We start from the raw sequence: 12030 nt of genomic DNA, 5'->3' as shown, positions 1-12030 counted from the left end.
CCTCCCCGGCTCCTGCCCACCCGCTCCGCCTCCCACTCCCCGCCGCCCGGCGGCACGTCTCCGCCGGGTGGCGGGGTAGCGGGAGTGGGGTGGAGGCGGTGGGGCTCGGCCCGGGTGGCTGCGCGGCTTCGCCCTCGTCCGTACGGCGAGGGGATCGGCCGTACGGACGAGGGCGGACGCCGGACGTCGGATGCCTCAAGGCGGATGCCTCAAGGTGGACGTCCCGGGGCGGACGCCTCGGGGTCTACGTCCCACGGTGGAGGTTCGGCCAGCGGACGGGCCTGTCCGAGTCCTCCGTGCGAGGGAGTCGTCCTCCTTGCCGCGGATTTCTCGCGGCTTCCCGGCTCAGGCGGGCACGGGCCGCTCCGGCTCCTGGGCGGCGCTCACCTCCTCGAAGACGGGCACTGCCCCGGCGACGTCCTCACGCAGCAGGTACGCCTGGGCCTCGCCCACGTGGAAGTACATGCCGTGCAGCGCGAGGCTGCCCTCGGCGAGCCTGCGGGCCACCGCCGGATGCCCCCGCAAGTGGTCGAGCTGCTGGACGATGTTGACGAGGCAGAGCTGCTCCGCGACGTCTGCGGGAGCGCGCCGCGCGAAGCCGGGAAGCGCGCTCGCGTCGCCCCGCAGCCGTGCGAGGCTCGGCGCCCCGTACCGCAGCCACCGCCACAGTGGCGACAAGGGCGCGTCGGTCCTCTCCACGCCCGCCGCCTCGCCGCGCCGTTCGTCCTCGCTCAACAACGCCTGCATCGCGCCGCAACCGGAGTGCCCGCACACGGTGATCGACTCGACGCGCAGCACGTCGACCGCGTACTCGATCGCGGCCCCCACCGAGTCGTCCCCGCTCATCGCGCCGATACCGGCCACCGAGCCCGTGCCGCTCTCCGCGCGGGCGTCCGGACCGTCGTCCGCTCCGTTGTCCGCGCCGGGCGGTGGGACGAGATTTCCCACGTTGCGGACGGTGAAGAGATCGCCCGGACCGCTCGCCGTGATCATGCTCGTGACGAGGCGGGAGTCCGCGCAGGTGAGAAAGAGCTGCGAGGGCCGCTGCCCCTCCCGCGCGAGGCGGGCGAGTTCCTCGCGCATGTGCGGCGCCGTGTCGCGCTGGAAGGCGCTGATCCCCGAGACGAGGCGCTGCGCCCCGCTCCCGGCGCCGGTCGATCCGGCCACGGGACCGACCGTCGCCGGCCTGTTGTGGTTGCGCCACGGCGCCCAGGGACGGCAGTGGCTGTGCGAGCTCCCCGCCGGTTCGGTGATACGGGTGCCGACCGGGCCCGTCATGCTGACCGCGCCCCCTTGCGCGGTGTGCGAAGTCCGCCAGTCCTGGAGCGTCTCGAAGGCGGCGTGGTCCATGAACGAGCCGTCCAGCTCCACGACCACGGTGGCTTTCGCCGGTACGTGGTGCAGCGCCCGGCTGAGCCGGGGCACGGCCAGGAAGGTCAACTGCCCGCGCACGTGTACGAGGTGGTGACCCGCCCGCTCGTGGTGGACGATCCGGGTGTGGCTGAGCCGGTGCAGGGCGAGACCGACCGCGACGGCGATGCCGAGACCGACCCCTTCGAGGACCCCGAGGAAGACGACGCCGCTCGTCGTCACCCCGTAGACGAGGAACTCCCGGTGCCGCGTCACGGTCCTGATGTGGTGCAGATTGACCATCTGGATGCCCACGGACATCACGAGCGCGGCGAGCACCGCGAGCGGGATGTACTGGAGCAGGGGCACCGCGAGCAGGGCCGCGACCAGCACCCATACCCCGTGCAGCATCGTCGAGTCGCGGCTCACGGCGCCCGCGTTGATGTTGGCGGTGCTCCGGACGGCGACTCCGGCGACCGGAAGGCCACCGAGCGAGCCCGAGACGATGTTCGCGGCGCCCTGGCCGAGCAGTTCGCGATCGAGGTTCGAACGCGGCACCCGTGCCGCCTGTTCGGGCCGTCCGGCGACGAGCTTGTCGACGGCGACCGCGCCGAGCAGCGACTGCACGCTCGTGACGAGCGTGATCGTCACGACCCCGGCGACGATGCCACCGACAGCGCCTTCGGGCATGGCGGGCAGGGCGTGGTTGCTCCACGAGGGCAGATCCACGCGTGGCAGGGAGAGCCCGGCGAGCGCCGCGACGAGGGTCGCCGTGGTGACGGCGACGAGCGTGGCGGGCAGCAGCTTCGCGAGCCGCGCCGAGCGCCCCGGCAGCTTCGGCCACAGGTAGAGCACGGCGAGCGTCACCACGCTCATCGCGAGCGCCGCCCACTGCGTGTCCGCGAGCTGCGCCGGCAGTCCGCGCAGGTTGTCGAGCACGCTGCTCTGGGGCGTACCGCCGAGAACGATGTGCACCTGCGCGACCGCGATCGTGATGCCGATGCCCGCGAGCATCCCGTGCACGATCGCTGGACTCACCGCGAGCGCGGAACGCGCCACGCGGAGCATCCCGAGCCCGAGTTGGCAGACCCCGGCGAACACGGTGATCGCGCAGGTCGCCCGCCAGCCGTACTGCTGGATGATGTCGGCCGTCACGACCGTGAGCCCGGCCGCCGGCCCGCTCACCTGGAGCACCGAGCCCCCGAGCCGACCCGCGATCAGCCCGCCCACGGCGGCGGCGACGAGCCCGGACTGAAGCGGCGCCCCGGTCGCCAGCGCGATGCCGAGCGAAAGCGGCAGCGCGATGAGGAACACGGAGATCGAGGCGGAGAAGTCGACGGCCTCGGGCAGCCGGAAACGGGGGCGCGGGGGGGATTCGGGGCGCGGGGGGTCGTCAGGCGTGGGCGGGGTGTGGGAGTGGTCGTGGGTGGGGGACGTGGGGGGTTGGGTCGTACGGGCCGACGTGGGGCCGACGGCCTCGGCCACGTCTTTGGCGAGGTCGGGGCCGGGCTTGTCGGGCTCCGGCGGTCCGTGCGAGGCGTGTGTGTTGACGCGAGAGGTCATGTTCCCGTCTCCTCCGGGGCTGCGCGGTCGCGTGGAAACGCGGCCGTGGGTCACGGCGTACAGCGGCGGGATGCGTGGTGTGCGGGGTGCGCTGAGTGTGCGATCGGTGGCTGGCTGCGGGAGTCCGGGGCCCGGGGACGTACGCGCGAGATGGGGGATGGGGAGGCGACGCGCCGGTTCCGGACGGACCACCGAGCACAGTGTTTCAACACTTGGTAAATGGATCGTAATTGAGAGTAAAGGATTGTTGCCGTCTATCGGGGCAAACAGGCCATTACTTCACCCGCAAGAGTGATTAATCATTTTGTACGGCTTGTCAGTCCATGACGGAATCGCCCCATGTGTGACCTTGGCGCGGACCTCGGCCGGACCCTTCCCGCCTGCGGGACGCGGTGCGGCCCACGTGAGCGATGCAAGGAAGAAGGTGGGCCGTCATGGCTGCCACCAGAAGAATGACGGCGGTGGCCACTGTGGCCGCCGCCTGCGCCGTCGCCCTGACAGGCTGCGGGGGCGGTGCCTCCCACGACACCGGTCACTCCAGGGCTCAGGGCAAGAAGGAGAAGGCCGAGCCCGCACCCGCGCCGAAGAACGCCATCCACCTCATCGGCGACGGCTCGACCGCCTTCACCGGCGTCCAGCCGCACCAGCTACGCCCCGAGAAGCTCAAGGCCGGCCAGCAGCCCCCCCAGTTCGTCGTCTTCTCCTGGGACGGCGCGGGCGAGGACGGCCAGAAGCTCTTCTCGCACTTCCGCAAGGTCGCCAAGGAGAACAACGCGACCATGACGTTCTTCCTCAGCGGGGTCTACATGCTCCCCGGCGCGAAGAAGGACCTCTACCACCCGCCCATGCACTCGCCGGGCCGCTCCGACATCGGCTTCAACGACCTCAAGGGCATCCGTGACACCGTCGACCAGGTCCGCGGGGCCTGGCTGGACGGCCACGAGATCGGCACCCACTTCAACGGCCACTTCTGCGGCAAGGGCGGCGGCGTCGGCGAGTGGTCCGTCGCGGACTGGCGCAGCGAGATCAACCAGGCCAAGCAGTTCGTGAAGACGTGGAAGACCAACACCTCCACCGGCAAGACCGACCCGCTCCCCTTCGACTACGACAAGGAGCTCATCGGCGGGCGCACCCCCTGCCTCGAAGGCCAGAAGAACTTCATGGCCGCCGCGGGCCCGATGGGGTTCCGCTACGACAGCAGCGGCGTCCGCGAACAGGTCTGGCCCACCAAGAAGCAAGGCATGTGGGACCTCTCGATGCACATGGTCCCCATGCCCGGCCACACCTACGAGACCATCTCGATGGACTACAACTTCCTGGTCAACCAGTCCGGGACGACCCAGGGCGACCCCGCCAAGCGCGACTTCTGGGGCAACCAGATGCGCCAGGGGCTCCTGGAGTCCTTCGACCGCTCCTACCGCGGCAACCGCGCCCCGGTGATCATCGGCAACCACTTCGAGTCCTGGAACGGCGGCACGTACATGCGCGCCGTCGAGGACGTCGTCAAGACGGTCTGCCACAAGAAGGGCGTCCGCTGCGTCTCCTTCCGGGAACTGGCCGACTGGCTCGACGCCCAGGACCCCGCGACCCTCGCCAAGCTCCAGAAGCTCGGCGTCGGCCAAGCCCCGAAGAACGGCTGGGGCGCGCTCACCTCCACCACCCCGGCCGCCGCCGACGCCGCCGCGGGCGCCCAGCCGCAGAAAAAGGAGGAGAAGAAGCACTGAGCCGGGGCCGGGAAACGAACGAAGCAGGCCCCTGCGGGGCCGGCGTCCCACAGGGTCCGGCCCCTCCGGGGCCGTCCTCGCGCAGTGCGTCCCCGGAACCGTTCAGCGCTCCCGCCGACTGACGGGAGCACCCCGGCCGATCCCGCTGGGCCACAGCGGAACGGCCGACAACCGGTGAAGTGGTGGGGTCCGTCGCGACGGACCCCACCGGCTCCGTGCCCGGACCGGCATTCGGGGTGCCGGCCCGGACACGGGCTCTGGGCTGATCGTACGGGTCCCGGGCCGGGGGAGGGGCCGGTTCGGGAGAACGACGCAGACCGTGGCCCGGACGCTACACGGACCACCCGCCACCGCGGCACGCCTCGCACCCCGCGCGACTCCCCCGGCGCCGACGTCGTCCGCTTCCTCCCTCCCGAACGCGCCCGCCGGATGCACGCGCGGTGCGCGACGCGGCTCCCGCACGATTCCCCGCCGCACAAGGGCTCCAGGCATCCGGCGCCCTTCCGGGCACGGCGAACCAGCCACCGCCAACTCCCGCGCGTCCCTCGTCCCTTCGCCTCCTCGGCGTCAACCTCGCGCCCCTCCCGGACCCCTCCATCGTGGAGCCCCAGGCGGTCAACGAACCGCCCAGGGTTCGCCCGCCCGTGTCACAACGACCGCCTCGGACCGTGTCGGACGACGGCATCGGAGACGGTTCGGCGCGGCCGCGCCCGCGCCCACCCCGCGACTCGCGCGCACCGCCCCGCTCCTTGCCGATCGCCCATCGTCAGACCACGTCTGTCATCGCGTCCTGGTCGAGTAGGTGCCGCAGGCCGCCCGGGTTCCGCTTCCGTCCGGTCTCGTCCAGCACGAAGTCGGGGTCGACCTGTGAGGCGAGGTTCGCCCCCGTCCGGTCGTTGCCCCAGCTCCGCGCGTTCTTCAGGTGGAAGTGCACCATCTGCCGCGTGTACCGCTCCCAGTCCCGCCGCGGGTACATGGCGTCCACACACTTCTGGAGGCTGCCCAGAGCCGCCCTGTTCTCCTCCTCCAGCTCCCCGAACGGCGCCGGGCGCCCCTTTTCCATGGCCCGCACCCACCGCGATCTGCCCACCGTCACCAAGAGGTCCTCGCCGACCTCGTCCCGCAGGAACGCGAGGTCGTCCGGCTCGTCCACCTTGTTGCCCACGACTCGAAGCGCCACCCCGAAGTCCCGTGCGTACTCCCGGTACTGGCGGTAGACCGACACTCCCCGCCGGGTCGGCTCCGCCACCAGGAAGGTCATGTCGAACCGGGTGAACAGACCAGAGGCGAAGGAGTCCGCGCCGGCGGTCATGTCCACCACCACGTACTCGTCCCGACCGTCGACCAAGTGGTTCAGATACAGCTCCACCGCTCCGACCTTCGAGTGGTAGCAGGCCACCCCGAGGTCCGCCTCGGTGAACGCACCGGTGACCATGAGCCGGGCGTCCGACCCGTCCAGCTCCACCCGGCGGGCGCAGGCGTCGTGCACCGGGTTCGCCTCCGCCACCCGCAGCAGCCGTGAGCCCGCTCCGGGCGGCGTCGTCTTGATCACGGTGTCCACCGAGGCGATGCGGGGATTGCTGCCCCGCAGGTACTCCTTGATGAGCGGGAGGCGCACGCCCATCGCGGGCAGGTGGGCGGCTTCCTCCTCGCTCAGCCCCAGGGCCACGCCGAGGTGCTGGTTGATGTCGGCGTCCACCGCCAGGACGGGGGCGCCCGTCCGCGCGAGGTGGCGGACGAAGAGTGCGGCCAGGGTCGTCTTGCCGCTGCCGCCCTTCCCTACGAAAGCGATCTTCATATTCACGTAGCGTAGAGAGTGTGTGGCGCCTCGTGTCCAATCCGCGTGAAGAACACCACTCCTTCGAGGGATCCGCACCCCGAATGCGTAGGGTCTTACTCATGAGTACGACAGCAGCGGGCGCCGACCCGTTCGCCGCCCTCGCGGGCCTGCCGGGGGTACCCGGGGCAGTCGAATCCGTCCGCACCGCAGTGGACCGGGTCTACGCCCACCGCGTCATGCGGCGGCGCAGCAACGAGATCAGCTCCGAGGCCGCCCTGCGGGGTGCCCGTGCCTCCGCCGCGCTCGACGGGGCCGACTGGGAGCTGGAGGAGGTGCGTCGCCGCACCGACTTCGGCTCGGAGCCCGAGGCGCGCACGGTGGGCGGGGCGCTGCGGCTGAGCGCCGAGGCGGGGCAACTCCTCTCGGTCTGGGGCCAGTCGCCCTTGCGCGTACTGGCCCGCCTGCACGTGGTGGCCGAGGCCCGGGAGGCCCCCGAGGTGGGACGACCCCGGGTGGCGGGCGAGGGCGTCGAGGATCGCGACCTCGGGCTCGATCTCCCCGACGCCGCCGAGACCGCGGCCAGGCTGGAGGGGCTGACCGCCCTGCTCGCCTCGGGCTCCACGGCGCCCGCCCTGGTCGTCGCCGCGATCGTGCACGGCGAGCTTCTCGCCCTGCGACCTTTCACGACACGCAACGGACTGGTCGCGCGCGCCGCCGAGCGCATCGTGCTGGTCGGCTCGGGCCTCGACCCGAAGGCGGTGTGCCCCGCCGAGGTGGGGCACGCGGAGCTGGGAGCCGAGGAGTACTCCCGGGCTCTGGCCGGATACGTCACCGGCACCCCGGCGGGTGTCGCCGGCTGGATCCGGCACTGTGCGCGTGCGGTGGAACTCGGCGCGCGCGAGTCCACCGCCGTGTGCGAGGCGCTGCAGCGCGGGGCTGCCTGAAGCGCCCTCCCCGAGTGGGTGAGCCGTCGGCGACGGCCTCCTGGCACCGCGTCGGTGCGAGGGCTCGGGGGGATCACGAGCGGGGGCGGCTCAGCTCGTGACGGAGCGGCGGCGGCTGGAGTACCAGACCAGCCCCGCGGCGGCGACGGCGCCGAACGCCGCCGCGGCGAAGAGGACCGGCGTGGGCGGCCGGAACCTCGGCAGGCGCTGCTTGAGCCGTACCGGACGGTGGAAATCCAGTACCGGCCACTCGCGGGCCAGCGCCTCCTTCCGCAAGGTGCGGTCGGGGTTGACCGCCGCCGGGTGCCCCACTGCCTCCAGCATCGGCAGGTCGGTCGCCGAGTCGCTGTAGGCGTAGCAGCGGGCCAGGTCGTAGCCCTCGGTCGCGGCCAACTCCTTCACCGCCTCGGCCTTGGTGGGGCCGTAGGCGTAGTACTCCACCTCCCCTGTGTAGCACCCGTCCTCACCCACCACCATGCGCGTCGCGACCACGCGGTCGGCACCCAGCAACTCGCCGATCGGCTCCACCACTTCGGCGCCCGACGTGGAGACGATCACCACGTCGCGCCCCGCCGCGTGGTGCTCCTCGATGAGGGACGCCGCCTCGTCGTAGATGATCGGGTCGATCAGGTCATGCAGGGTCTCGGCCACGATCTCCTTGACCTGGCGCACGTTCCAGCCGCGACACAGAGAGGAGAGATAGGAGCGCATCCGCTCCATCTGGTCGTGGTCGGCGCCGCCCACGAGGAAGACGAACTGCGTGTACGCCGTTCGCAGAGCGGCCCTGCGATTGATCAGTCCGCCTTGATAGAAGGACTTGCTGAACGTGAGGGTGCTCGACTTCGCAATGACGGTCTTGTCGAGGTCGAAGAAGGCGGCTGTGCGCGGCAAGGAGTGGTTTTCCACGAGGCCGAGCATAGGCGCCCACCATTCGGCGTAAGGCGGCGCGTACGGGTTTGCCTGAGAGAACCCTCGGGTACACCATGGAGGTCACGGATCGTTCGCGACCGTGTCCAACACGGCCCGACTCCTCCCCCCCCCCGAGTCGGCCGTGGAGACGACCCCCGCTCTCCCCCCCGGCGGGGGTCGTCGCATGTCTGCGGTCGTTTGGTGCGTTTTGTCCGGCTTGCCATCGGCTTTCCCCTCCTCTGCGCGTGACGCGCTCCCGCCTCGGCCGCCGGCGCGATCGAGTGCTCGTGATGCACAGCCTGTCACGGTCCGTGGCCGATCGGGCGCACCGAGCTGAAATCTGTGGATAACTTCGGTACTTCTCCCACTCTCGTCACCGGAATGAGTGACGCGAATATCCACTTCCTCTGAGTTATCCACAGATTTGCCGTCGAGTGCTCAATGCCTCCTTGCTCTCTGCAAGCCTGAATGTGTTCGCGAAGAACACGCAGGCCGTTACGGGGGTCTTCCTCGTCGGAGAAGCGCTTCATTTCGCGGCGCGCGCCTATGCGCGGCAGGCCGGTTCAGCGGCGCGGACCTCGCGCGGCGGCCGGCGAAGACGATCGAAGGGAAGCGGAAATCATGGGTGTGCACGGGGGAAGACGCGAAGGAGCCCGGGCAGGCGCGGGGCGGGACGGCGCAAGGCCCGGAGCCTCCGGTAACTCCATGCGGGGGAGCACGGCCCCCGCGCCGCGCGGGGCGCCGGCAGCGGCCGTGTCCGGTACCGAGGTGCAGGAGGGCCGCCCGCCCGGGCCGCTCGTCATCACGGAGGACCCCGAACTCCTCGATGACGTCCTGCGATTGTGCGCGGCGGCCGGCGTCGTGCCCGAAGTGCGTCATACGGCGCCCGAGCGGCGCGGGGACTGGGAAGCGCCCCCTCTCGTCCTGCTCGGCACCGACGTACTGCCCCGCCTCTCGGGGGTGAGCCGCAGGCCCGGGCTCGTCGCGCTCAGCCGCGTCCCCGTCACCGGGCCCGGCCTCTGGCGGCACGCGGTGGAGACCGGCGCCGAGCACGTCCTCGTACTGCCCGACGCCGAGGCGTGGCTCACCGACCGGCTCGCCGAGGTCGCCGAAGTGGCCGAGGGCGGGACGGCGGGGCCCGCACTCACCGTGGGCGTCATCGGCGGCCGGGGCGGCGCGGGCGCCTCGACGCTCGCCTGCGCGCTGGCGCTTTCCTCGGCGGCCGACAACAGGAAGACGCTCCTCGTGGACGCCGATCCGTGGGGTGGCGGAATCGATGTGGTACTCGGTGCTGAGCGCCAAAACGGTTTGCGCTGGCCCGACTTCGCCCGCTCCCGGGGCCGGGTGAGCGGCAGCGCGCTGGAGGAGTCACTACCCGCCTCGCACGGCTTGCGCGTGCTGAGCTGGGACCGCGGGGAAACTCACGGCGTTCCGCCCGAGGCCGTGCGCGCGGTCCTCGCGGCCGGCCGACGCCGGGGCGGGGCCGTCGTCGTCGACCTGCCGCGCCGCTGCGACGCAGAGGTGGCGGAGGTACTGCGCCAGCTCGACCTCGTCCTCCTCCTCGTCCCCAAGGAACTGCGTGCACTGGCCTCGGCGCGCAAGGTCGCCGCGAGCCTCGGCGCCCTGACGCCCGACGTCCGGCTCCTCATCTCGGCGCCGCCCGTCCCGGTGGCCACCGAACTGGACACGGCCGAAATGGTGCGGCTGCTCGGGCTGCCGTTCGTTGGCGAAGTGCCCTGGGAAGGCGGCCTGGTGCGCGCGCAGGCCACGGGAAGGCCGCCTGGCTCGCGAGGTCCGCTCGCCAGGTTCTGCCAGGACTTCTGGGACGAAGCAGCACCCCCGCAGCAGGAAACGTCCAGCCGTGGCCGAGGAAGGAAGGCCGTAGGAGGCACCCACGCCTCCCACCCCCGGACCGCCCGCCGAGAGCGCCCCGTGCCACCGGGCGGTCCCGAGACCGCGCCCTCCGCTGCGGCGGGAACGCGTGACAGCGGCGCCGCGCACCGTACGGCAGGGGCAGGGGCAGGGGCAGGGGCAGGGGCCGCGACAGGCGCCTGGGGGTTCGGGAGTGGTACGCGGGTGCTCGGGCGTCGTCCCGTCGGGGCCTGGCCCGAAGGCAGTCGCCCGCCCCTCCCCGTACAGCGTGTCTGCGCGACGACGGACTCGCGCGGCTCGCGAGAATACGCCGACGAACAGGCGGCGCTCGCCTACCGGGCCGCTGTGCGCGAGGCGGGAGCACACCGGTGATCGCCACCGCCGAAGGCCTCCTCGACGGCGTGCGCCGCTGGCTCGCCGAGCGTGGCGCCGAACCCACCCCTGCCAAGGTCGCGCTCGCCGTGCGGGAGCAGGGCGGCGTACTGGGCGACAGCGAGGTGCTGCGCTTCACGCACCTGCTGCGCTGCGAACTCACCGGCGCGGGACCGCTCGAACCGCTGCTCGCCGACCCGGACGTGACGGACGTCCTGGTCTCCGCGCCGGACCGGGTGTGGGTGGAGCGAGGCGGCGGTCTTGAGCTGAGCGGCGTGCGCTTCGCCGACGCCGCGGCGGTACGCCGACTCGCGCAGCGTCTTTCCGCCGTCGCCGGGCGGCGCCTCGACGACGCCCACCCCTGGGTGGACGCGCGCCTGCCCGACGGGACCCGCTTGCACGCCGTGCTGCCCCCGGTCGCGGTCGGCTCTGCCTGCCTGTCCCTGCGGGTCGTACGCCCCCGCGCCTTCACCCTGGCCGAGCTGACGGCGGCCGGCACGATCCCGCCCGGCGGGGACACCGTCCTGCGCGCGCTCGTCGCCGGCCGCCTCTCCTTCCTGGTCAGCGGCGGTACGGGGACGGGCAAGACGACGCTGCTCAGCGCGTTGCTCGGCCTCGCCGGGCCGGCGGAACGCCTCGTCCTGGCCGAGGACTCCGCCGAGCTGAGGCCCGCTCACCCCCACGTCGTACGACTGGAGACGCGGCCCGCCAATCAGGAGGGCGCGGGTCGCGTCACGCTTCAGGACCTCGTCCGGCAGGCGTTGCGGATGCGGCCCGACCGGCTCGTGGTCGGCGAGGTGCGCGGCGCCGAGGTCGTGCACCTGCTCGCCGCTCTCAACACGGGCCATGAAGGCGGCTGTTGCACTGTGCATGCCAATACCGCCTCCGATGTCCCTGCCCGTCTGGAGGCGCTCGGCACCGCGGCGGGGCTCGACCGGGCCGCACTGCACAGCCAGGTGGCCGCCGCGCTCTCCGTGGTCCTCCACCTGGCCAGGGACAGCGCGGGACGACGCAGGATCGCCGAGATCCGGGTGCTCGCGCGCGATCCGGCCGGGCTCGTCGTGACGGTGCCCGCGCTGCGCTGGGGCGAGAAGGCATTCGTACGCGAGGAAGGCTGGCCGCGGCTCAGGCAGTCGCTGCGCGATCGGGGTCAGGAGCTCGCGTCATGACGAGGCAGCCGTGGGGCGTGCTCACGGAGGCGGCGCCCGGACACCTCGGGGTGCTCGGCTCGCCTGCCTGGGCACTTGTGCTGGCGGTGGCCGGCCTGGTGGTGGCGCGCCGGGGCGGGCGGCCGGGCTCGGAGAGGGCCAGGGCGCTGCTGACCGGCGATGCGGGTCACGAGCCGTCGGAGGCATGGCGGCGCTCGCTCGCGCGACTTCGGGCCGCTTGGCGACCGGAGTGGTGGTGCCTGCCGGGGGCGGTGGCGGTGGCACTGCCGGCGGGCTCCTTCGTCCCGTTGGTGCTGGCGCCGCCCGCCTGGTTGGTGGTGCGCCGGGTGCTGCGCGCCCGGGCGGCG

6 protein-coding genes and 2 pseudogenes are annotated in these 12030 nt (G+C 72.3%); 5 read left to right on the top strand and 3 right to left on the bottom strand.

Annotation, left to right across the window (positions count from 1 at the left end; translation table 11 throughout):
- Positions 1–345: 345 nt before the first annotated feature.
- Positions 346–2913: a bifunctional SulP family inorganic anion transporter/carbonic anhydrase gene (locus G3I42_RS33950; protein WP_203607694.1), complete on the bottom strand. Its 2568-nt coding sequence runs from the start codon at positions 2911–2913 to the stop codon at positions 346–348.
- Between the two features lie 434 nt (positions 2914–3347).
- Here G3I42_RS33950 and G3I42_RS33945 point away from each other — a divergent pair, with 434 nt between their 5' ends.
- Complete coding sequence (locus tag G3I42_RS33945; protein ID WP_164291497.1) at positions 3348–4637, top strand: hypothetical protein; 1290 nt, start codon at positions 3348–3350, stop codon at positions 4635–4637.
- A 766-nt stretch (positions 4638–5403) separates the two neighbouring features.
- Here G3I42_RS33945 and G3I42_RS33940 read toward each other — a convergent pair.
- Positions 5404–6435 (bottom strand): ATP-binding protein, encoded by a 1032-nt coding sequence (locus G3I42_RS33940; RefSeq protein WP_164291496.1) that lies wholly within the window; start codon positions 6433–6435, stop codon positions 5404–5406.
- A gap of 101 nt (positions 6436–6536) precedes the next feature.
- Here G3I42_RS33940 and G3I42_RS33935 point away from each other — a divergent pair, with 101 nt between their 5' ends.
- A complete protein-coding gene (locus tag G3I42_RS33935) occupies positions 6537–7361 on the top strand; it encodes an oxidoreductase (RefSeq protein WP_164291495.1) in 825 nt (274 codons plus the stop codon).
- A 90-nt stretch (positions 7362–7451) separates the two neighbouring features.
- Here G3I42_RS33935 and G3I42_RS33930 read toward each other — a convergent pair whose 3' ends face one another.
- Positions 7452–8279: an HAD family hydrolase gene (locus tag G3I42_RS33930; RefSeq protein ID WP_164291494.1), complete on the bottom strand. Its 828-nt coding sequence runs from the start codon at positions 8277–8279 to the stop codon at positions 7452–7454.
- Positions 8280–9023: 744 nt separating this feature from the next.
- Between G3I42_RS33930 and ssd the strand changes: the two are divergent.
- From ssd to G3I42_RS38090, 3 genes and pseudogenes are all read left to right on the top strand, one after another.
- Positions 9024–10103 (top strand): annotated as a pseudogene (ssd, locus tag G3I42_RS33925) (septum site-determining protein Ssd); the annotation flags it as partial.
- Between the two features lie 407 nt (positions 10104–10510).
- Entirely contained in the window at positions 10511–11683 is a 1173-nt protein-coding gene (locus tag G3I42_RS33920) for a TadA family conjugal transfer-associated ATPase (protein ID WP_164291493.1), read from the top strand.
- A pseudogene (locus G3I42_RS38090) lies at positions 11680–12030 on the top strand (hypothetical protein); the annotation flags it as partial. The gene G3I42_RS33920 and the pseudogene G3I42_RS38090, both read left to right, overlap by 4 nt.

The organism is Streptomyces sp. SID11385, assembly GCF_010548245.1.
GTDB lineage: Bacteria > Actinomycetota > Actinomycetes > Streptomycetales > Streptomycetaceae > Streptomyces.
Note: the sequence above shows the minus strand (reverse complement) of the source record. Positions and strands in the feature narration are given on the sequence as shown.